Here is a 20,073-nt window from a genome sequence, read left to right on the forward strand (position 1 = left end):
CTAAAGCATTATCACTGATCTAGCGCTCGGTTCAATTTTCCTCACGTTACAAAAGGGGCAAGGGAGCGATAGGTTGATCAGACAGGTGGTTGTTGAGGGGGTGTCGCCACGTTGTCGCCACATCGTACACGCTGCTTGTATAACAGTTTGATGATAAAACGATTTTTCTACAGGCAATAAAAAACCCGATAACCTTGAACCTAAGCGGCGGGATTATCGGGCTCCTCAATATGGGGACGTCAAAGAAAAGCAGTGGCATTAATTCAGACTGACGCTGGCGTGGAAAGTTCAGCCGCCAGCGACGAAAAAGATGATCTTTTTTCGTCGCCGGTGAGGGGGAGAGCGTCAGCCCACCACGCCGGGCCAGATGATGACGATCAGGGTACCGGCCAGGGTCAGCAGCACGTTGGCGATGGCGTAGGTGCCGGCATAACCCAGGGCAGGGATGTTACTGCGTGAGGCGTCGTTGATGATGTCCATGGCTGGCGCACAGGTGCGCGCGCCCATGATGGCCCCAAACAGCAGCGCGCGGTTCATCTTCAGCACGAAGGCGCCGAACAGGAAACAGATCACCACCGGCACCAGGCTGACGATCAGCCCGGCGATCAGCATCTGGCCGCCGACCTCGCCCAGGCCATTGCGCATGCCGGCGCCGGCGCTCAGGCCGACCCCCGCCATAAACACCATCAGACCAAACTCCTTCACCATGTTCAGCGCCCCCTGCGGAATGTAGCCGAAGGTCGGATGGTTGGCGCGCAGGAAGCCCAGCATGATGCCGGCGAACAGCAAGCCAGCGGCGTTGCCGATCCCGAAAGAGAAGCCGGTGAATTGGAAGGTAATCAGGCCGATCATCAGGCCGATGATGAAGAAGGCGCAGAAGGCCAGCAGGTCGGTAACTTGGCTGTGGATCGAGATAAAGCCGATGCGGTCGGCCACGCTCTTGACGCGGCGGGCATCGCCGCTGACCTGCAACACGTCGCCCTTGTTGAGCACGATATTGTCGTCGATCGGCATCTCGATCTGGCTGCGGATCACCCGGTTCAAGAAACAGCCGTGGTCGGTCAGCTTGATCTGGCTTAGACGTTTGCTGACGGCGTTACTGTTCTTCACCACGATCTCTTCGGTGACGATGCGCATATCCAGCAGGTCGCGGTCGAACACCTCTTTGCCGTTACGGAAGCTCGGGTCGAGGCGTGCGTGCGCATCGGGGTAGCCCACTAAGGCGATCTCATCGCCGACCTGGAGCACCGCGTCGCCGTCCGGCGTCGCCAGGATGCCGTTGCGGCGGATGCGTTCGATATAGCAGCCGGTTTGGCTGTAGATCCCTAATTCACGCAGATTCTTGCCATCTGCCCAGGCGACCAGCTCCGGGCCGACGCGGTAGGCGCGGATCACCGGAAGAAACACCTTGCGTTGGGTGTCGTTGTCCAGGCCGCGCTCACGGGCGATCTGTTGGGCTGAGGTGGGCAGATCCTGGTGTTGTAGCTTCGGTAGGTAGCGAGCGCCGAAGATCAGGCTGACTAGGCCAACCAGGTAGGTCAGGGCGTAGCCCAGGCTCAGGTGATCTTGCAGTTGCCCCAAGTGAGGATCGTTGGCCAGCGTCTGACGCAGGGTATCACCCGCGCCCACCAACACCGGCGTCGAGGTCATCGAGCCGGCTAGCATCCCGGCGGTCAGGCCGATGTCCCAGTGAAACAGCTTACCCAGCCCCAGCGCGATAAACAGGGCGCTGGCGACCATCACCAAGGCCAGCATGAGATAGTTTTTCCCGTCGCGAAAGAAGATAGAGAAGAAGTTGGGTCCGGCTTCGATACCGACGCAGAAAATAAATAGCATGAATCCTAGGTTGAGGGCATCGGTGTTGATGGCAAAGTGTTGTTGGCCCAGTAGCAGGGAGACCACTAACACACCGATGGAGTTACCCAGTTGGATGGAGCCTATGCGCAGCTTTCCGAGGCAAAGCCCCAGCGCCAGGACCACGAACAGCAGCAGGATATAATTGCCTGTTAACAAACTCGCGACATCAATATTCATGTAGAATAACTTATTGTTAACTATCAGGTTCTTGATATGATCGACTGTTAGAGCTAAATTCAGCCGTAGAATATATGAGAATTCACCGAGGACTCGCCAGCGGTGAATGGTGGATACCCAATGGGTATGACCGCCCATTTTAGACGGTTGGCTGACGGACAGCCAGTAAAAAGCCGCCTTCAGTTGATGGTTCGTTGTTTTTCTGCGCCGGGAAGAGATTCGCTCGCTGCTGGTAGGCCGTTCGCGGTTTGTCGGGGGAGGGGCTGTGGTATCTTTTCGCTGTAGGGAGGCATGGGGTGGCGAACAAACGGCGTTGGTTTTCTTTTATTCTTTGTTTTTTCTTGGTGACGGCACTCTTTTTACTGCTGCACGGCTATAGCCAGGCGAATGGTGGCGCGACGGCGCGTCTGCCGGGGCTGCGCCCCGGGTTATTGCTGTATATGCTGCCGGGCGCGATCGCTTGCCCCTTGGCGCAGCGGCGTCGTGTCTTGACGGTGTTCTACGGCGCGTTGCTGGCGGCGCTCTTCTGCCTGCTGCTGCATACGCTGTGGTTAGCCTGTCAGGTGAGTGTGTTGCAGTTGTTGCCCTACAGCGCCAGCATGGTGTTTTGGTGTGTGTTTGGCGCGCTGCTGTACTGGTTCGCGGCGGTGATGCGAGGTCGGCATGCTATTCGATAGTTATAATCGATGATGATCCTTTCACCTGGCGTCAAAAACGCGCGCTAGAGGCATAAAAAAAAACCGCAGTCGCGGTTTTTTTTATTGGCCGTCGTCACGCGTTAGTTGGTGTTGTTGAACAGCTCCAGATTCGCCTTCGCATAGGCTTCGAAGTCGGTGCAACCACCGATGTGCTGCTGATCGATAAAGATCTGCGGTACGGTTTCTACCGGCTTACCGACGGTCTTGGAGAGATCTTCTTTACTGATGCCTTCCGCATGGATATCGACATAACGGAATTTAAAATCATCGCGCTCGGCGCTCAGCTTCTCGGCCAACTCTTTGGCACGGACACAATAGGGGCAGCCCGGACGCCCAAAAATCACTGCAAACATGAGAGGACTCCTTAAAGGAAATGGCGAGTCCCACTAAATCCCTAACGGGTTTAGCATGGGCTCCTTGATGCGCACTACTATGCCTGTAGCGCGCGGCAAAAAAAAGTAGGATTTGCCTGTTACTTTGATAAATTTCATCTATCCAATGCTAAGGTTTGACCGATGTCGGCGCACCCAGGGTCAACGGCGGGGTGGAAGAACGCGTTAGCATCGGAGCATGCCGTCCCACAGTGTTACTTTATTCGTTTACGCGACTCATCAGGGAGCTAGCTAATTCATGATTTCGACCATCGATTTGCTGTGCGATCACCGTTCCATTCGCCAATTTAGTGCCGAACCGATCGGCGAGGCGCAACGTCTGGCGATCCTCGAGGCGGCGCGCGCCACCTCGTCGTCCAGCTTCTTGCAATGTACCTCGATCATCCGTATCACCGATCGCGCCCTGCGAGAGCAGCTCGTGGAGTTGTCCGGCGGGCAGCAGTATGTCTCGGAGGCGGCGGAATTCTGGATCTTCTGCGCCGATTTTCAGCGCCATCAACAGATCTTCCCGCAGGCCGAGTTGGGATCAGCGGAGCAGTTGCTATTGGGCTGCGTCGATGCGGCGCTGATGGCGCAGAATGCGCTGACTGCCGCCGAGTCGTTGGGGTTGGGTGGGGTGTTTATCGGTGGCATCCGCAATCATATCGAACAGGTGACCACGTTGCTGGCCTGCCCACAGCATGTGTTGCCGTTGGTCGGCCTCTGTCTGGGCCATCCGGCGCAGCGCCCTGAGCAGAAGCCGCGCCTACCGTTGAACATTCTGGTACACGAGAATCGCTATCAGCCGTTAGATCGCGCCGCGCTGGCCGCCTATGATGCGCATGTCCGCAGCTATTACGCCCAGCGAAGCGACCATAGCCGCCAGGATAGCTGGAGCGATCAGATCAGCCGCACGCTGGAGAAAGAGCGGCGTCCCTTCATGCTGGACTATCTGCACCAGCAGGGCTGGATCACCCATTAAGGCGCGTGAAGCCCGCCGATCGCGCGTTAAGCCCGGCGGGCACAGGCCTAGCGTGGGATGAACTGGTTGCTGTCGCGGTAATAGCGGAAGCCGGCAGCGGCCAGGCGTGACTCCAATAGGGGCTGTGGGATTTCGTAGCGCGCGCACAAGGCTGGCAGTGAGTCGCACTCGTCGCGCAGCTTCATGTTGATGATGCTCAGCAGCATCACGGGGTCCATCGTGGCGTAACGGGATAACGGCATGGCGATCTCCTGGTCGTGAGTGCGGGTGGCAGGCTTTCCAGACGTCAACGCGGCAATAAATTGCCCTCGGGCATGGCGCAAGCGGCTAAAGTTCCGTAAGCTATGCCCCCTTTCTAATAACAATTACCCGATTTATCTTTGTGAGGTAGGGCGCAATGGATCCTCTAATCGTCCCCGATCTGGACGTGTTACGGCACTGGCTGGATCAACTGGGTACCACCTTCTTCGAGTGTGACTCCTGCCAGGCGCTGCATTTACCACACATGCAGAATTTTGACGGGGTATTCGACGCGAAAGTCGACCTCCTCGATAACACTATCCTGTTTACCGCCTTGGCGGAAGTCCGTCCTACGGCTTTGATCGCGCTAGTGGCGGAGTTAAGCCAGATTAATGCCAGCACGCTGGGCGTCAAGGCGTTTGTCGACATCCAGGATGACAACCTGCCGAAACTGATCGCCTGCATGTCGCTTAATGCGAGCGTCGGCATAACGCTGGAGCAGTTCGCCGCCTTTATGCAGCAGGCCGAGGAGCAAGTCTCCATGGTGATGATGGAGGCGCGGGCGAATGGCATGCTGTTTCTGGGCGAAGGGGAAGAGGGCGAGGGCGAGTTCAGCGCCGAGAGCAGTGGCGGTCCGCTGCTGCATTGATTCCCCAAGAGGCTAACCTCTTGATGAAGTATCGTTATTCGGCATCGATGGCTTGTCTCGGCCCAGCATCCTCCTTATGATGGAAGCGGTGAGGTCCCGCGGAGTAGGATGCGATGGCGCAGATGATCAGTATACAGCCAAGGATAGATAGCCTGTTTGCTGCCCCGGTGCCGGTTTTGATTGCCGGCACGGCGTTAATCGGGGTGCGTCTGGCGAGCGTGGTGCTGCTGTGTGTCGCCCTCGGCCCGAGTGGCATCGCCGCCTTTCTCAGCGAAGCGCTGCACAGCTGGCAGACCATCCTCCTGTTGGTCGCCAGCCTAGCGCTGTGGGTGATCGAGTTGGGCTGCGGTCTGGCGTTGATGCTGGGTAAGCCGCTCAGTCGCTGGATCTACCTAGGGTGTCAGCTGCTGGTGGTCGGCTACATGTGGTGGGCCTCGCTCGGCTGGTTCCATCCCGAGTTATTCCGTGTACCCGGCGATGACGGTGGCCAGATCCTCCAGGTCTTGTTAGGGCAGAAGTTGCCTGACTTGTTGATCCTGGCGTTGCTGTTTATTCCCTCCGCCAGTCGGCGCTACTTCCGCCGTTCGCTGTGATACAATCCCCCGCCCCGACCGTTTTCATTTCCATCGAGTGAGTTGTGATGCATTGTGCCCAGTATCAGGCGGGTCGCTGTCATTCCTGTCAGTGGCTTTCCCTTCCCTATTCCCGTCAGTTGGACGATAAACAGCACCACTTGGCCGCGCTGCTAGACGATCAGCCGGTGGGTGAGTGGCTGCCGGCGTGTCCCAGCGCCGAACAGGCGATGCGTAACAAGGCGAAGATGGTGGTTACGGGCAGCGTCGAGCGTCCGTTACTGGGCATGTTGACGCGTGAGGGCGAGGGGGTGGATCTGTGCGATTGTCCGCTCTATCCCGCCAGCTTTGCCCCGGTGTTCGCCGTGCTGAAGGCCTTCATCCCGCGCGCCGGTCTGACTCCCTATAACGTGGCGCGTCGGCGTGGCGAGTTGAAATATCTGCTGTTGACGGAGAGCTGCCTCAATGGCGAGATGATGCTTCGCTTCGTGTTGCGCTCCGAGAGCAAGTTGGCGCAGCTGCGCCAGGCGTTGCCGTGGTTGCAGGCACAGTTGCCGCAGCTGGCGGTGATCAGCGTCAACCTGCAGCCGGTGCCGATGGCGATTTTGGAAGGGGAGCAGGAGATCTTCCTGAGCGAGCAGCAGGCGTTGGAGGAGTCCTTCAACGGTGTGCCGCTCTATATCCGCCCGCAGAGTTTTTTCCAGACCAATCCCGCGGTGGCCGAGGCACTCTACGCCGAGGCACGCGACTGGGTACGCGCGTTGGGCGTGACGGCGATGTGGGATCTCTTCTGTGGCGTCGGCGGCTTTGGCCTGCACTGTGCCACGCCCGAGATGGCATTAACCGGCATTGAGATCAGCGCCGAGGCCATCGCCTGCGCGCGGCGTTCGGCTGCGCGTCTGGGGTTGGAGAAGGTGAGCTTTGCCGCCCTCGATTCCACCGCCTTTGCCGACGAGCATGGCCAGGCGCCGCAGTTGGTGCTGGTCAATCCGCCTCGGCGAGGCATCGGTGTGGCGTTGTGCGACGACCTCCGGCGCATGGCGCCCCCCTATATTCTCTACTCCAGCTGTAACGCTCAGAGCATGGCGCAGGATATTGCCTGTCTGGAGCGCTACCGCATCGCCAAGATCCGTCTGTTCGACATGTTCCCGCATACCGCCCATTACGAGGTGTTGACGCTGTTGGTGCATCAACGCGTTCAGGCGTGATAAGGGATCCCTTCGAGATCCAGCAGGGCTTGCTTGATCGCCAGACCGCCGCTGTAGCCGGTCAGATTACCCGCCTTGCCGAGGATGCGATGGCAGGGGATCAAGATGGCGATCGGATTGCGTCCCACGGCGCCCCCGACGGCGCGTACGGCGCGTGGGTTACCCAAGCGCTCGGCCAGGGCGGCATAGTGGCTGCTCTCCCCATAGGAAAGGGCACATAGCAACTGCCACACCTGTTGTTGAAAGGGGGTACCCTGCGGCGCCAGCGGCAGATCGTGCCAGTCGGGACGTTGGCCGGCGAAGTAGGCGTCGAGCAGTGTGCGGGTACGCTGCAAGAGGGGAAAGGCTCCGTCATGCCGCCAACTGGCGGGGATCACGCGGCTGATCAGTTCGTTGGGCAGCCACAGTTGGCGCAGGCCCACGTCATCGGCGACCAGCAGCAACGGGCCGATCGGTGAAAGGTAATGGTCGTAATGCATGCAGGCTCCGGGCGGTAGACGGGCGATATTGACTATGCTAACAAATCGCTCGCGGCGCGCCAATCGGAGCCGAAAGGCGCGGCCTCGATGTGCATCAGGAGGCGGGGAACCACTTGTCGCTGATCTTCTGGTAGGTCCCGTTGGCCTTGATGGCAGCCAACGCCTGGTTGAGTTGTGCCAACAGGGCCTTGTCGCCCGGACGAACCGCGATGCCTAGCCCGATGCCGAAGTAGTGCGGATCGGTGACATGCTCGCCGACCGACGCCAGCTGTGGGTTGTTCTTCAGCCACTCATTGACCACCGCCGTGTCACCGAATACGCCGTCGATGCGCCCACTCTTCAGATCCAGAATGGCGTTCTGGTAGCTGTCATAGGCCACGGTTTTGATCTCCGGGTGCTTCTCTTGCAGGTATTTCTGATGGGTGGTGCCATTCTCCATCCCGACGCGTAACCCTTTCATGTCGGCCATGCTGTGATATTTCCCCTTCTGGGCGATGATGATCGCCGAGTTGGCGTAGTAGGGCTGAGTAAACGCCACCTGCTTCTGCCGCTCGGGGGTGATGTCCATGCCGGAGATGACGGCATCGTAACGCTTAAACTTTAACGCGGTGATTAAGCTGTCGAACGCTTGGTTGCTGAAGGTACAGTTCGCCTTCATCTCCTGGCACAGCGCCTTGGCTAAATCGATGTCGAAGCCGACGATGTTGTTGTTGGCATCGAGGGACTCAAATGGCGGGTAAGTGGCCGATGAGGCGAAACGAATATTCTCTGCCGCCTGAGCGCTAAAACTCATTGCAGCGACGATGGCGCAGACCAGTAACTTCTTCATAGCTCACTCCTGTACAAGGCCCATCCCGCGGGGTGTGATTGATTTTATTGGTTGTCTGTCAGTGGGGGTCGAGGCGGAAAACGGGAACGACCGTCGCCGCCTCTACCTGTCTGAATGTGCCATTGGGTGAATTATTATGCAATACTTATGAGTAAATATTTTCAAATGCGCAACGACAGGAAATAAAAAAAGATCGGTCGAAACCGATCTTCTTCGCGAATAAGGGCGGGACTAGTTACGCTGTTCGAAGGCCAGGGCGCGGCGTTCGATCAGGCGCATCATCAGGGTGAGCAAGCCGTTGACGCACAGGTAGACGACCCCGGCGGCACCGAACACCATCACGTCGTAGGTTCGCCCGTACAGCTGCTGGGCATAGCCCATCACTTCCATCAGGGTGATGGTGTACGCCAGCGAGGTACTCTTGAAGATCAGCACCACCTCGTTGGAGTAGGAGGAGAGGGCGCGTTTAAAGGCATACGGCAGTAGGATGCGTAGGGTTTGTCCCTTGGACATCCCCAGCGCCGCGCAGGATTGCCACTGGCCATTCGGGATCGCGCGCATCGCGCCGTAAAACAGTTGCGTACTGTAGGCCGCGCTGTTCAGCGCCAGCGCCAGCATGGCGCACAGCCAGGGTTGTGACAACGCACTCCACAGCCAGGGGGTCTCGCGGATCCAGGCAAACTGCCCGGGCCCGTAGTAGATCAGGAAGATCTGTACCAGCAGCGGGGTGCCAGTAAACAGGGTGATGTAGCCCTGTACCAATAGCGTCAGCCCCCGTGGCCGCAGGGTCAGCACCACGGTAAAACAGAGCGCGAGCACCAGGGCCACCAGCAGGGAGACCACGGTCAATGACAGGCTGGTGTGCAGCCCCTGCAATAAGTCGGGAATATAGCTCAACATCAGGAAGCACTCCGTTCAAAGCGGGTGGTACGCGACTCGATATGCTTGAGCACAGACTGGCTGAGTAGCGTGATCAGCAGATAGATGGCGGCGGCCACGCAGTACCAGGTGAACGGTTCCTGGGTCCGGGTGGCGATGCTCTTGGTTTGCAGCATCAGATCGTTGACGCTGATCAGCGAGACCAGCGCGGTATCCTTGAGCAACACCAGCCATTGGTTACCCAGCCCCGGCAGGGCATGGCGCCACATCTGCGGCATCACCAGACGGAAGAAGATATGCGTCTTGCTGAGCCCCAACGCCATCCCCGCTTCACGTTGCCCCTGCGGTACCGCCTTTAGCGCGCCGCGTAGGGTCTGGGAGCCGTAGGCGGCATACAGTAAGGCCAAGGCCAACACCCCGCACAGGAAGGGACTGACCTCGAAGTTATCGATGTTCAACTGTAGTGTGAGGGTGGTGAACCCCAGGTTCAGTGGGATGCCATCCGAGAGCCACAACAGCAGCTGTGAGGAGCCGAAGTAGATGAACAGGACCACCAGGATCTCCGGCAGCCCGCGCAGCAGGGTGACCCAAGCGGTACCCAGCAACGCTAGGGGCCGGAAACGGACCGATTCCCAGACGGCAAACAGCATGGCGAGAACCAGGCCGAGCAGGAGAGAGCAGAGAGCCAAGCCGACAGTGATGCCGGCGGCATGGACTAAGGGAATAAATTCAATCATTGCCTGACGCCTATCCCATCAGGCGGCCTGCGCCGCCTGCATGTTACTAACCATAACGCCTACGCCGATAGGCACTACTGGCATTTCCGATGATTACTTCTGGAACCACTTGTCATAGATGGTCTGGTAGGTGCCATCCTGCTTGAGCTGATTCAGCGCCTGGTTAAACTGCTCCAGTAGCTTGCTGTTGCCCTTGCGCACCGCGATGCCCAAGCCGCTGCCGAAGTAGTCGGCATCGGTCACCTTACTGCCAACCGGTGCCAGATTCGGGTTCTGTTTCAGCCACTCGTTGACTACCGCCGTGTCGCCGAAGACCGCATCGATACGGCCATTCTTCAGATCGAGGATAGCGTTCTGGTAGCTGTCGTAAGGCACGGGCGTCAGCTCTGGATGTTTGTCCATCAGGTACTTCTGATGGGTGGTACCGTTCTGGATGCCGACCCGCTTGCCTTTCAGCGCCGCCACATCGGCGACCTTGCCCTTCTCGGCGATGAACAGGGCCGAGTTGTCATAGTAGGGCTGAGAGAAGTCGACCTGCTTCTGGCGCTCAGGCGTGATGTCCATCCCGGAGATCACGGCATCGATCCGCTTGAACTTCAGGCTCGGGATCAGGCTGTCGAAAGACTGATTGCTAAAGGTGCAGGTGGCCTTGATCTGGGTACAGATGGCGTTGGCCAGATCGATATCGAATCCCTGCATCTTATTCTGCGCGTCCATAAACTCGAACGGCGGATACGAGGCTTCGGCGGCGAAGCGAATGGTTTCGTTTGCCGAGGCAGAGACGCTGATACCGGCTAACATCGCAGCAATTATGATTTTTTTCATCGCAGACTCCAACGGTTACGCATGGCCTAGCGGGCCGTTAATGGGACAAATATCCGGCAAACTCTTGGGTCTGCGGATGAATAAAGTGGCTGGCGTCGCCCTGTTCGATGATGCGACCCTGCTCCATATACACGACGCGGCTGGCGGTCTTACGCGCCACCTCCACTTCGTGGGTGACGATAACCTGGGTGATGCCGGTCTCCGACAGCTCATGGATGATGCTGACGATCTGGGCGGTGATCTCCGGGTCGAGGGCGGCGGTCGGTTCGTCGAACAGCAGCACCTGCGGCTCCATCATCAAGGCGCGGGCGATGGCGACCCGCTGCTGCTGGCCACCGGACAGATGCAGCGGATAACGGTCGGCGAACTCGCTGAGACGCAACCGGACCAATAGCTTCTCGGCGCGCGCCAGCGCGGCCTCCTTCGACAGCCCCAGCACGCGGCAGGGCGCCTCGATCAGGTTATGCATCACCGACAGGTGCGGCCACAGGTTATACTGCTGAAACACCATGCCGACGTTACGCCGCAGATCGCGAATGGCCTTTTCTCCCGGAGGCTGGCGGAAATCAAACTGATGACCGGCGATACCCAGGGTGCCAGAGCGCGGCATCTCCAGCAGGTTCAACACCCGTAGCAACGAGCTCTTACCCGCGCCGCTCGGCCCGAGCAACACCAGCGTCTCGCCGGCCGAGCATTCCAGGGTAATGTCAAACAGCGCCTGGTGTGCGCCGTAGTAGCAGTTGATGCCGTCGATTTGAATACTCATGCGCCTAATCTGAATAGCAATTGATAGGGCAAAGAGTAACTTCATCAGAATAATTATGCAATATTTGTGGGTTAAAATTTGGAGATGTGCATATTGAGCGCTGAAAAATAGTACGATGTCGGGCCGTGAGATGGGGGGCGGGGGGAATATGGGGAGCTAAGGCGGCGCGGCGGCCTGAGACCGCTCGCGCCATCGCTTACTCGTAGTCGATGTTGATGGTAACGTTGGCCTCCAGTTGACCAGGCTGAACCTTGCTACGGTCATAGAGGTAATAACCGGCGCGGATAGGGATGCTGAATCCCCGCTCGGGCAGCGTCGTCCACTGGGGGATCTGCCGGATGACGCTGGGCTGAGCCGCCGCGCCGCCCAGCGTGATGGGCTGCTGCTGCTCGTCGTACAGAATAAAGCCGACGCCGCCCGATCCCACATGCGGCCGCACGACCCGGGGATTCTCCGGTAACAGCGTATCGCTGCTCAGGGTCACCCGCAGGGTGCGGTTGGTCTGTGTCCCGCTCAGTTGGTCGCATTGGGCGACCAGGGTATGGTCGGCGATCATGCCGGTAACCGCACCGCTCTGCGTCAGGTCGCCGATGGAAATGGGCGGCAGCGTGAGTAGCGTGTCGGTAAATTGACAGGTGGTCGCGCGGTAGTCCAGCGTCAGATTAAGATTCACCTGGTACAGGTCGTGTTCCGATGCGGGCCATTTCCCGGTTGAGAGAAACATGAGGAGACGCCAGAGAAACTCCAGCAGAGAGCCGGATGCACCGCTGCCGGCGCTGATTACCATCGCGGACTCCAGCAGATACTGCCCTTCTGGGGCGAGCCGATCGGTCTGGGTGGGGGCGACCTGCCTGGCGGTGACGGTGATCTGATCGAGAAACTGCGCCGCCGTATAGCTGCCCACGGGTAGCTTGATGTTTTCCTGAGGCGGCTTGTGGACGATGATCTCGATAAAGACGTTGTCATAAAACTTGACCACGACGCCCTGATTGTAGGGCGTGCCGAGATGCACCTCGTTTCGCTTATTGCTGTAGTTGTCACATACGGTTTGCTTGCTGAACTGCGGCAGCGGTACCGACACTTGCTGCCCGCCGGGAGACATATTCTGATTACTTATCAGCATCTGCCCCAGCTGGATCTCTAAGCCCGGGTTTTCCAGTTTACACCAGGAGAGCGCCGGGCCGCTGAGCAGCAAGAGTAGGATAAAAAGATAACGGCGATAGTTCATGAGTCGACCTCGTAATACTCAGCGGCAAAGGTGGGTTTGACTGCTCAGCGTGGCGGCTGAGAGGGTAAGGGTGCAGCGGGTGCCCGCCTGCGGATCCAGCGGTACCGTCACCTGCGCCGGCAGCGTGTCGCTGCGCAGGGAGATCATGCCGCCCTGACCGACCAGCCCCAGGGTCTCCCCATCGAGGGCGTTGACCGGATAGCCGAAGCCGAGCGGCGCACCGTCGGCGCGGCGCGCCTTAAAGTAGAAGCTTTGGCGCGTATCGGTCTCAAAGCGCGCCAGCACCACGGCCCCTTCATAGGGCACTCGCTTCTGCATGTTCCCCTTCAGCTCCACCGTATCGTCCTGCGGTGACGGCGTCAGGCGCAGGCTGTTTTCGCGGTAGGGGGTCAGGGCGGCGTAGAGTGCCTGACCGGCGCCGTTGGTGGCGTGATAGCCATAGCCATTGACGCTGGCGTCGCGCAGCCCCGGGGCGTCGACGATCGCCATGGTGTCCGTCAGGGCATTGCTGAACAGCACGCCGCCGCGATAGGCCACCACGCCGCCGCTGATGCCGGCGCTGGTCTGACGATAATCCTGCGACTGGCTATAGCTGGCGCTCAGGGTCGCCGAGCGGGCCCGATAGCTGAGGTTGGTGCCCAGCGCGGTGAGGCGATCCTGGCGCTGGTTATTGAGGCTAACGCTGTAGTTAAACTGCTGCCACTCGCCGGCGTAGCCGCTCAGAGAGGCGTTGTTGGACTGGTAGCCATCGCGATCGAAGGTGGTGGCGTTCGAGAGATACAGGGAGCGCCGCGGCTCGCCAAAGCTCAGCGGCAGGGTGAAGTAGAGATAGACGCGGCGGTCGCTGTTCAGTCCCTGATCGTAGGTCTGGCTGGCGGCTAGGGTATAGTTGAGCTGCTGCCAGCTGTTGCTGTAGCTCACCTGGTAATCCTGGCGGCGGGTACCGGCGCCCCAGTAGTCGCGCCAGGTGCCAGAGAAAAACACGGATCCCCAGCCCTGCGGCAGCGTCTGGCTCAGGTTGATAGCATAGTTGTTTTTACGGCCCGGATCGTAGCGGTAATAGTCCCAGTCGCTGTTCGGGCTAGCGCGGTTGTCATTAAGATAGAGATGATCGCTCAGGGTGCGGTAGTGGCGTGACGAGTAGCGGTAGGCGGCCAGTGAAAACTGGGTTGCCGTGGCGGCCAGATACTTGTTGTAGGCTATCTGGTAGCTTTGCCCGCGCTGTTCGTCGCGATCCGTCAGGCGGCTGGAGGAGTGAGTGATATCTAGCGAGAAGGCGCCGATGGCCGTGTTAAAACCGTTGCCCAGCAGCAGCGCATAGTAATCCTGACTCGCCTGCGCGCCGCCGTAGAGGGTCAGCAGGCTGTTGAGACCGTGCTGGTAGCTGCCCTGAAAAAAGCCGCGCTGATCGTTGATATCACTGAGGTAGGTTTTCCCCACCGCCAGATCGTACTTGCCAACTCCCGGCTGCAGCATGTTAGGCAGAGAGGAGTAGGGAACAATAAAGCGGTTGATGCGCCCATCCGCCTCCTGCACGCTGACATTGAGATCGCCACCACCGCCCACTAACTGCAAATCCTCGATGGAGAACGGCCCCGCCGGCACCTCTTGGCGATAGACGATGATATCGTTTTGCTCGACGGTGACCAGCGCGTTGCTCTGGGCTACGCCACGCACCAGCGGGGTGAAGTTCTGCTTGGAGCTGGGCAGCATGCGCAGATCGCTATACAGACGGACGCCGTGAAAGCGCACGCCGGTAAACAGATCGGAGGCACTGTACATGTCGCCGACGCGCAGCACGCCGTTGATCGGGGCAAAGCTGCGCTGCAGATAGGCGCTGTTGCTGCTCCAGTCACCGCGCTGGGTATCGCGCTGATTATAGCTGGTGGTGGCGCGCAGCTGCCAACCGAACAGGTTTAGACCGCTGTTAAGGTTGAGATAGGTATTGCTGCTGTGGCCGCTGCCGCGGTAGTCGCTGTAGTAGTAGCTGGCGTTATAGCTGGTGAAGAAGGCGTTGATGCCGCGATCCCAGCTTTCCGGGGCGATATAGCCCTTTTCCCTGCTGATCACGAAGGCCTGTGGCACGGTCAGCTCCAGCTGCAGCAGGCTGGTGTTAAAGCGGTAGCTGCCGCCGTGCAGCGCCTGGCGCAGCGGGATACAGCGCGTATCCCTCGGCGATGCGGGGAGCTTAATCCCCAGCCCGCGCAGCTGCGACTCACTCAGACAGGTGTTGTCGGGCCGTTGGCTGACGCTCAGTGTATACACGCCGCGCCATTCGCCGTTGACCATGATATCCAACGGATAGTCGCCGGGGTAGGGCGCGTTGGGATCCAGCGTAATCTGACTCAGCTGGCGATCTTTCGCCGTGCCTTTAAGAAAGTGAGTATCGAAGGTGTCTGTCGCGTTGGCCATGGCATAGGCCACGGGAAACAGTAGGGTCAGGGAGAGGGTAATGGCGTTTAACCTGAGCATCCGTGCCTCACTCGTTGCGATTAGTTAAGGGGAATGGCCTGCTGACGCTTTACGCCATAGTCATTCAGATAGGAGAGGGTCAGCGTGGAGACTCCGCCCGGTAGGCCGGCGACGGCGACGTGCCGTTGGGAAAAGGGGGCCAGCATCAGGGTTGTCTTTAGCAGCTGCTCCTGTTCACCGGCACCGAGCGCGGTAATCGTGATGTGGTTAGGCGAACGGTTATCCAGCGTCACCCCCTGTGCACTGCGACGGGCGGAGAGCTGATCGACGTTTTTTTCGCCGAGCGCGGCGATCCCCTGAGGGCGGTAGAACAGCTTGATACGGTTTTGCATCGCTAGCTTGAGCAGGTTGCCGCTACGCGCCGGGTTATCCGGTGGAATGTCGAGGACATTGAGGTAAAACAGCGACTCCCGATCCTGCGGCAGGGCGTTGGGCAGCGCTCGAATCCGCAGCTGCTGGCCGTTACCCGCCGTGATGGTGGCGATCGGCGGCGTCAGCAGGAAGGGGGCCTTAACCTCTTCGGGGGGAACATTGGGATCCCCGTCATCGATCCAGGCCTGGATCAGCGAGGTCTTGTGGCCGCGGTTGGCTAATTGGACGGTTATTTCCTGGCGCTCTGCCGGGTAGATAATCCGGGTGCCGTAGATCACGATGGTGGCGTAGGCCGGCCAGGCGGTGATGGCGCACAGTAAGGCGCATAGCACTTTCTTCATAGGATCACCAAATGGTAGGGACTCCCGACGGAGTCCCGCAGGCTTCAGGTTAATCGTGGGTAATGGTGTAGGTGACGGCGGAGCTCACCGCGCCTTTGCTCACGGTGCCGCTGATTTTGTGGTAGTAGGCGGTGATGGGCAGGACATAGTTGCCGCCCGTACCGGTTAGCGTGTGCTGGGTGTTATAGCCATCGATTAGCTTATCCTTGACCTTCAGCTGAAAACCGACGCCGGTCTCGGCGCCGCGGGTCGGGATAATTACGCCTTTGTCTGTCATATTGCTATTGGCGAAGCTGAGCGTCAGGTTACCTTCTGTGTAGTCGCTGCAGACGATGTTGATATCGGCCTGCGCGGAGGCGCCGGTATAAATATTACCCGCTTCGAGGGTCCCAAACTGATCGGCGCCGACCTGTGGCAGCTGGAGCAGTTGATCTGAGTTTTGAATCATGCAGGAGGCGCCCACGATTTCGCCCTGAATCTGCAGCTGACCCGAGGGGACAGCAAATACCGCAGACGAAATAAAAAGGCCGCTTAACATCGCTATGGAAATAATACCGTTCTTCATGACAACTCCTTGTTTTAGGATGGGCATTATTCCGCCGCGTGATGGGGCGCATCACAGAACGGAAAAATCTCATCTTTAAAAAATAAAATCACGATTGACAGGCTGTCGTTTTTTCCAGCCGTTTTATTTTTGTCTGTTACCTTTAGTTTGTAACTAATACAAAGTTCGTATTTATATCGGCAAAAAAGAGTATTTTAATTTGCTAGCGTTGCTATCTAATTTAAGCTAAAAATGATAAGCGGTGCACTGATTAGTTACCTACTGGAGTAAATAGCTTTTATTGCACCAACATTCAGATAGGATGTTTTGACAGCTGAATAATTACCGAATATGCTTAGACAGGCTATTCAGCCTGTGCCTTTTCCGCCGACGGTGGACGTCGCGGTCTATGTGGGTAATCCATTATAATGCCAGCAATAGCCAGCGTTTTATGTCGACTGCATGGGGAGTGTATGGGCGTCGCGTCATTCTTTATTACTTTTTCCTGATCATATTGTGGGGTGATATCTCAATTAGTTATTAGTCAGTGCCTAGCCTTTCGTTAAAAATTAGTGTCTGCGTTTCCATGAAGAGGATTTCATGATGGCGATGAGCCATGACGTATTTAAGGAAAAAAACGGGCTGTCATTAATTACCTATCCCACGCTACAGTCGATGCTTCTCGTCGATATGCTTAATAACTATCTTAGCGTGCCCATTTATCTGTGTGATGCGGCCAGAAATTCAAACTGTTTATTTGATGATGATGCCTTTGTTATATTTGATGCAATGTTGCTTGACGGCGAGTCGGAGCAGCGAGCGTATTGGCTTGAGGCTATATTTAACCCGCGAGTTGGTCGGCGAATTATTTTGATCAATGTGAATATCTATGATGAGAGGCTGGCGTGGCGCCAGCATGGAAATATCATCGCCGTCTTTCCGGCCAAGACGCATCAGCAGGCGCTGATCCGCCGGCTGCGCACCCTGCTGGTGGCCGCACAGGAGGAGGCGGGAGACGTGGCGTCCCCACCGCGCCTGACGCGGCTGACGTTGCGCGAGCAGGAGGTGCTAAAGGCGATGCAGCAGGGGGCTAGCAATCTGGATATCTCGCGTATTCTGTATATCAGTGAAAATACGGTCAGAACGCATGTCTATAATATTTTTAAGAAAATAGCGGTGAAAAATCGGATCCAGGCGGTGAAATGGGCCGATGCCCACCTGTGCGGATAGCGGAGCATGGACGGCGGGGCTGACGTTGCAAAACACAACGGGTAATATCTGCGCTGGAGAATTCAACGCGCAGAGGCGAAACGATGAGGGGAAAAACGTCCGCCCTATTGGCACTCTTACTGCTGGCGGGCTGCCAGCAGCCACCTGCGCTGCGTGATCGCGGAGACTACCTGGTGGATGATAGTCAGCAGGCGTTGCGCGCCGAGCCGCGGGTACGTTACCTGGTGATCCATTACACCGCGGAGGACTTCGCCTCTTCCCTCAAGGTGCTGACGGACGAGCAGGTCAGCGCACACTATCTGGTGCCGGCGCAGCCACCGCAGCGCCAGGGTAAGCCGGTGGTATGGCAACTGGTGCCGGAGTCGCGTAGCGCCTGGCATGCGGGGGTCAGTTACTGGCGCGGCCAGACTCGGCTTAACGATAATTCTATCGGTATCGAAATCGAGAATCCCGGTTATCGGCGTACGGCCAACGGCATCGTCTGGTACCCCTTCAGCGCGCAGCAGATCGCGGCGGTGCGCGCCCTCAGCCGCGACATCGTGCGGCGCTATCATATTGCACCACCAGACGTGGTGGGGCACATGGACATTGCGCCACAGCGTAAGGTCGATCCGGGGCCACTGTTTCCTTGGGCGTTGTTGGCGGAGCAGGGCGTCGGAGCCTGGCCCGATGCCGCACGCGTGCGCGCCTACCGCCAGCGTTATCAGGCGTCGCCGCCAGGCGTGGCCTACCTGCAACGGCGTCTGGCCCTCTGGGGCTATCAGATCGCCGCGACGGGGATCAACGACGCCGCCTCACGACGCGTCATCGCCGCCTTCCAGATGCATTATCGTCCCACCGATTTTCGCGGCGAGGCCGATGCCGAAACGTGCGCCATCGTCGATGCCCTGTTAGCGAAGTACGGCCCCGGCCCGCAACCCCCTGAGCGTTAATTAGAGCTGGCGCAGGCGCCCATGGTCATGCAGCCAGCGCGCGGTACGCACGATGCCCTCTTCCAGCGAGACGATGGGTTGGTAGCCCAACTCATTCTGCGCTCGCCCGGTATCCAGCGTCATGTCGAAGTTGAGCTTGGCCGCGCCATAGTGGGTCAGGGTGGGCTCCTTGGCGCTACGCGTGCTCAGCTTTTCCATGGTGCGTGCCACGATGTCCAGCATCGGGTAGGGAATGGCACGCAGCCGGCAGGTGACGCCCAGCGCGTCGATCAGCTGTTGCAGCATCAGATGGAGCTGGCGTGGCTGGTGGTTGGTGATGTTATAGGCGCGCCCCGAGGGGGTATTCGGATGCTGGGTCGCCAGCCACATGGCATGCACCGCGTTCTCTTCGTAGGTCATGTCCAGCAGCGCCACGCCGCCGCGCGGTAATAACAGGTAGCCATGCTTCTTCATGGTGCTGAGCAGACGGGGCAGCAGCACCTTGTCGTGCGGGCCGAACAAGCCTTGTGGACGCAGGATGGTGAAGTGAGTCTGTGGGTTGGCCAGCGCCAAGGCGCGGATCACCTCTTCGCCGGCCGCCTTACTGCGGGCGTAGTAGTTAGCGTAACGCGCCGGGGTAAACTCTTCTTTGATGTCGTGGTGATGACGATAGTCGAAGTAGACGGCGGGCGAGGAGATATGAATGAACTGGCGCACGCCATAGGCGGCGGCCCACTCGCCCAAGCGGCGGGTGGCGCGCACGTTAGCGGTTTCAAACAGCTCTTGAGATCCCCAGGGTGAGGTGAAGCCGGAACAGTGCCACAGGGTATCGACATCGCTTAGCATCGCCTTGGCCTGGGCGGAGACTAAGTTGCCGAGATCGGCGTGAATAAACTCCGCTCCCATCTTTTGTAGCACCTGCCCCATGGCCAGGTTGTCCCCCGCAGCGCGCACGCTGATCCCCCGCTGGCGTAAATACTCTACGGCATTACGCCCGAGACCGCTGGTTGCCCCGGTCACCAAAACTTTCATACTTGCCTATCCACCGTGAGCCTGTCTTGATCAGGCCATTCGTTGCGGCCGATTAGCGGCCGTTCTGACTGCCGGGAACACGATTCGGCTCCGACTGCACAATAAGGGTGCCATTTTTCCGTGAATCGGCCCGACATGCAATCGGATTACTCAGCAGATTTGTTGTTGTCTGTGTCTGGCGGTGGCGCTATCGTGCTATTAACCTGGTCTGGATGAGGATTACGCGCTGAGTGCCTCGTTACTCGGCGTATCCGATTCGACCGATGACCTCATGCAAGGTGGGATTGCGCGAGGCGGCCGCTCGAGAGGCGACCCGCGCGTTGCGACGGGCTGCCGGGTGGTGCCCCCATTGGTGTTACATCGCGCCACGCGCTCTCCTCTGTGCTCGTCTAGCAAGAGGGAAGCGGCGCGGAGGGAGGGCCGGCTTTTCTGATGGTAGGCCGCACGTTTGATAAGCGTGAGCGGGAGGAGCAGCGTCAAGTCGCATAGGGATAATGCCAAGGTCGAACGCTTAATAGGGCCAATAACGTCAGCCACGAAAAATATGACCAAGCCGGTGATGCCGCCCCTGCTTTGGCAGGAAAGATAACCATGGTAATGGCTATGGCATTGGTAACAATAAGCCCAATACAGATAAGCATGAAATATAGGGGGCGCAGCGTAAACATATCGGG

Annotated in this window: 21 protein-coding genes; 7 read left to right on the plus strand and 14 right to left on the minus strand. The window is 58.5% G+C overall.

The annotated features are described in order from the left end of the window. Positions 1-345: 345 nt before the first annotated feature. Positions 346-2,034 (minus strand): aspartate:alanine antiporter, encoded by a 1,689-nt coding sequence (locus tag ACEQFP_RS00685; protein WP_005294756.1) that lies wholly within the window; start codon positions 2,032-2,034, stop codon positions 346-348. A gap of 296 nt (positions 2,035-2,330) precedes the next feature. On the opposite strand from ACEQFP_RS00685, the gene ybjM reads away from it, so the two are divergent. Continuing rightward, a complete protein-coding gene (gene ybjM, locus ACEQFP_RS00690; RefSeq protein ID WP_035599960.1) occupies positions 2,331-2,711 on the plus strand; it encodes an inner membrane protein YbjM in 381 nt (126 codons plus the stop codon). Between the two features lie 101 nt (positions 2,712-2,812). On the opposite strand, the gene ACEQFP_RS00695 is transcribed toward ybjM, so the two are convergent. Next, the gene (locus tag ACEQFP_RS00695; RefSeq protein ID WP_370547329.1) at positions 2,813-3,085 is read right to left on the minus strand and encodes a GrxA family glutaredoxin; all 273 of its coding nucleotides are present in this window, start codon (positions 3,083-3,085) and stop codon (positions 2,813-2,815) included. 277 nt (positions 3,086-3,362) lie between these two features. On the opposite strand from ACEQFP_RS00695, the gene nfsA reads away from it, so the two are divergent. Continuing rightward, the gene (nfsA, locus tag ACEQFP_RS00700) at positions 3,363-4,085 is read left to right on the plus strand and encodes an oxygen-insensitive NADPH nitroreductase (protein ID WP_005287752.1); all 723 of its coding nucleotides are present in this window, start codon (positions 3,363-3,365) and stop codon (positions 4,083-4,085) included. Positions 4,086-4,132: 47 nt separating this feature from the next. Here the strand turns inward: nfsA and ACEQFP_RS00705 are convergent, their stop codons facing one another. Then, positions 4,133-4,327 (minus strand): DUF4250 domain-containing protein, encoded by a 195-nt coding sequence (locus ACEQFP_RS00705; protein ID WP_005296885.1) that lies wholly within the window; start codon positions 4,325-4,327, stop codon positions 4,133-4,135. 155 nt (positions 4,328-4,482) lie between these two features. Between ACEQFP_RS00705 and ACEQFP_RS00710 the strand changes: the two genes are divergently transcribed. From ACEQFP_RS00710 to rlmC, 3 genes are all read left to right on the plus strand, one after another. Beyond that, on the plus strand, positions 4,483-4,974 hold the full coding sequence (locus ACEQFP_RS00710) for a YbjN domain-containing protein (RefSeq protein WP_005287746.1): 492 nt from the start codon (positions 4,483-4,485) through the stop codon (positions 4,972-4,974). Between the two features lie 122 nt (positions 4,975-5,096). Then, on the plus strand, positions 5,097-5,567 hold the full coding sequence (locus ACEQFP_RS00715; protein ID WP_230456002.1) for a YbjO family protein: 471 nt from the start codon (positions 5,097-5,099) through the stop codon (positions 5,565-5,567). Between the two features lie 47 nt (positions 5,568-5,614). Beyond that, positions 5,615-6,754, plus strand: a complete 1,140-nt coding sequence (gene rlmC, locus ACEQFP_RS00720; RefSeq protein WP_370547545.1) for a 23S rRNA (uracil(747)-C(5))-methyltransferase RlmC — start codon at positions 5,615-5,617, stop codon at positions 6,752-6,754. Here rlmC and ACEQFP_RS00725 read toward each other — a convergent pair. The 10 genes from ACEQFP_RS00725 to ACEQFP_RS00770 all read right to left on the minus strand — a co-directional run bounded on the left by ACEQFP_RS00725 (position 6,745) and on the right by ACEQFP_RS00770 (position 16,247). Beyond that, positions 6,745-7,233 (minus strand): methylated-DNA--[protein]-cysteine S-methyltransferase, encoded by a 489-nt coding sequence (locus tag ACEQFP_RS00725; protein ID WP_005287736.1) that lies wholly within the window; start codon positions 7,231-7,233, stop codon positions 6,745-6,747. The genes rlmC and ACEQFP_RS00725 overlap by 10 nt on opposite strands. A gap of 94 nt (positions 7,234-7,327) precedes the next feature. Continuing rightward, positions 7,328-8,062 carry an arginine ABC transporter substrate-binding protein gene (locus ACEQFP_RS00730; protein ID WP_005287733.1) on the minus strand — a complete coding sequence of 245 codons (735 nt, stop codon included), beginning with the start codon at positions 8,060-8,062 and terminating at the stop codon, positions 7,328-7,330. 231 nt (positions 8,063-8,293) lie between these two features. Next, positions 8,294-8,962, minus strand: coding sequence for an arginine ABC transporter permease ArtM (gene artM / locus ACEQFP_RS00735; RefSeq protein ID WP_005287731.1), 669 nt, complete (start codon positions 8,960-8,962; stop codon positions 8,294-8,296). Further along, positions 8,962-9,678: an arginine ABC transporter permease ArtQ gene (gene artQ, locus ACEQFP_RS00740; RefSeq protein WP_005287728.1), complete on the minus strand. Its 717-nt coding sequence runs from the start codon at positions 9,676-9,678 to the stop codon at positions 8,962-8,964. The genes artM and artQ overlap by 1 nt, the downstream gene beginning before the upstream one ends. A gap of 93 nt (positions 9,679-9,771) precedes the next feature. Continuing rightward, positions 9,772-10,503 (minus strand): arginine ABC transporter substrate-binding protein, encoded by a 732-nt coding sequence (gene artJ / locus ACEQFP_RS00745; RefSeq protein ID WP_005287726.1) that lies wholly within the window; start codon positions 10,501-10,503, stop codon positions 9,772-9,774. Positions 10,504-10,540: 37 nt separating this feature from the next. After that, on the minus strand, positions 10,541-11,269 hold the full coding sequence (gene artP / locus ACEQFP_RS00750; protein WP_370547330.1) for an arginine ABC transporter ATP-binding protein ArtP: 729 nt from the start codon (positions 11,267-11,269) through the stop codon (positions 10,541-10,543). Between the two features lie 196 nt (positions 11,270-11,465). After that, on the minus strand, positions 11,466-12,497 hold the full coding sequence (locus tag ACEQFP_RS00755) for a fimbrial protein (protein WP_370547331.1): 1,032 nt from the start codon (positions 12,495-12,497) through the stop codon (positions 11,466-11,468). A gap of 18 nt (positions 12,498-12,515) precedes the next feature. After that, positions 12,516-14,969, minus strand: a complete 2,454-nt coding sequence (locus ACEQFP_RS00760) for a fimbrial biogenesis outer membrane usher protein (RefSeq protein ID WP_370547332.1) — start codon at positions 14,967-14,969, stop codon at positions 12,516-12,518. A 20-nt stretch (positions 14,970-14,989) separates the two neighbouring features. Next, a complete protein-coding gene (locus ACEQFP_RS00765) occupies positions 14,990-15,682 on the minus strand; it encodes a molecular chaperone (protein WP_370547333.1) in 693 nt (230 codons plus the stop codon). Positions 15,683-15,731: 49 nt separating this feature from the next. Then, on the minus strand, positions 15,732-16,247 hold the full coding sequence (locus tag ACEQFP_RS00770) for a fimbrial protein (RefSeq protein WP_068870766.1): 516 nt from the start codon (positions 16,245-16,247) through the stop codon (positions 15,732-15,734). A 579-nt stretch (positions 16,248-16,826) separates the two neighbouring features. Between ACEQFP_RS00770 and ACEQFP_RS00775 the strand changes: the two genes are divergently transcribed. After that, complete coding sequence (locus ACEQFP_RS00775) at positions 16,827-17,456, plus strand: LuxR C-terminal-related transcriptional regulator (RefSeq protein ID WP_068870768.1); 630 nt, start codon at positions 16,827-16,829, stop codon at positions 17,454-17,456. Positions 17,457-17,539: 83 nt separating this feature from the next. Then, positions 17,540-18,388, plus strand: a complete 849-nt coding sequence (locus ACEQFP_RS00780; protein WP_370547334.1) for an N-acetylmuramoyl-L-alanine amidase — start codon at positions 17,540-17,542, stop codon at positions 18,386-18,388. On the opposite strand, the gene ACEQFP_RS00785 is transcribed toward ACEQFP_RS00780, so the two are convergent. Then, a complete protein-coding gene (locus ACEQFP_RS00785) occupies positions 18,389-19,399 on the minus strand; it encodes an NAD(P)-dependent oxidoreductase (protein WP_005287693.1) in 1,011 nt (336 codons plus the stop codon). Positions 19,400-20,073: the final 674 nt, after the last annotated feature.

This window comes from Edwardsiella sp. A.80236 (assembly GCF_044540725.1).
GTDB lineage: Bacteria > Pseudomonadota > Gammaproteobacteria > Enterobacterales > Enterobacteriaceae > Edwardsiella > Edwardsiella tarda.

Excerpts from the sequence above, each read along its gene's own strand:
- ACEQFP_RS00685 (WP_005294756.1), bottom strand. The coding sequence starts at position 2,034 with ATGAATATTGATGTCGCGAGTTTGTTAACAGGCAATTATATCCTGCTG.
- ACEQFP_RS00695 (WP_370547329.1), bottom strand. The coding sequence starts at position 3,085 with ATGTTTGCAGTGATTTTTGGGCGTCCGGGCTGCCCCTATTGTGTCCGT.
- nfsA (WP_005287752.1), top strand. The coding sequence starts at position 3,363 with ATGATTTCGACCATCGATTTGCTGTGCGATCACCGTTCCATTCGCCAA.
- ACEQFP_RS00705 (WP_005296885.1), bottom strand. The coding sequence starts at position 4,327 with ATGCCGTTATCCCGTTACGCCACGATGGACCCCGTGATGCTGCTGAGC.
- ACEQFP_RS00710 (WP_005287746.1), top strand. The coding sequence starts at position 4,483 with ATGGATCCTCTAATCGTCCCCGATCTGGACGTGTTACGGCACTGGCTG.
- ACEQFP_RS00715 (WP_230456002.1), top strand. The coding sequence starts at position 5,097 with ATGATCAGTATACAGCCAAGGATAGATAGCCTGTTTGCTGCCCCGGTG.
- rlmC (WP_370547545.1), top strand. The coding sequence starts at position 5,615 with ATGCATTGTGCCCAGTATCAGGCGGGTCGCTGTCATTCCTGTCAGTGG.
- ACEQFP_RS00725 (WP_005287736.1), bottom strand. The coding sequence starts at position 7,233 with ATGCATTACGACCATTACCTTTCACCGATCGGCCCGTTGCTGCTGGTC.
- ACEQFP_RS00730 (WP_005287733.1), bottom strand. The coding sequence starts at position 8,062 with ATGAAGAAGTTACTGGTCTGCGCCATCGTCGCTGCAATGAGTTTTAGC.
- artM (WP_005287731.1), bottom strand. The coding sequence starts at position 8,962 with ATGTTGAGCTATATTCCCGACTTATTGCAGGGGCTGCACACCAGCCTG.
- artQ (WP_005287728.1), bottom strand. The coding sequence starts at position 9,678 with ATGATTGAATTTATTCCCTTAGTCCATGCCGCCGGCATCACTGTCGGC.
- artJ (WP_005287726.1), bottom strand. The coding sequence starts at position 10,503 with ATGAAAAAAATCATAATTGCTGCGATGTTAGCCGGTATCAGCGTCTCT.
- artP (WP_370547330.1), bottom strand. The coding sequence starts at position 11,269 with ATGAGTATTCAAATCGACGGCATCAACTGCTACTACGGCGCACACCAG.
- ACEQFP_RS00755 (WP_370547331.1), bottom strand. The coding sequence starts at position 12,497 with ATGAACTATCGCCGTTATCTTTTTATCCTACTCTTGCTGCTCAGCGGC.
- ACEQFP_RS00760 (WP_370547332.1), bottom strand. The coding sequence starts at position 14,969 with ATGCTCAGGTTAAACGCCATTACCCTCTCCCTGACCCTACTGTTTCCC.
- ACEQFP_RS00765 (WP_370547333.1), bottom strand. The coding sequence starts at position 15,682 with ATGAAGAAAGTGCTATGCGCCTTACTGTGCGCCATCACCGCCTGGCCG.
- ACEQFP_RS00770 (WP_068870766.1), bottom strand. The coding sequence starts at position 16,247 with ATGAAGAACGGTATTATTTCCATAGCGATGTTAAGCGGCCTTTTTATT.
- ACEQFP_RS00775 (WP_068870768.1), top strand. The coding sequence starts at position 16,827 with ATGATGGCGATGAGCCATGACGTATTTAAGGAAAAAAACGGGCTGTCA.
- ACEQFP_RS00780 (WP_370547334.1), top strand. The coding sequence starts at position 17,540 with ATGAGGGGAAAAACGTCCGCCCTATTGGCACTCTTACTGCTGGCGGGC.
- ACEQFP_RS00785 (WP_005287693.1), bottom strand. The coding sequence starts at position 19,399 with ATGAAAGTTTTGGTGACCGGGGCAACCAGCGGTCTCGGGCGTAATGCC.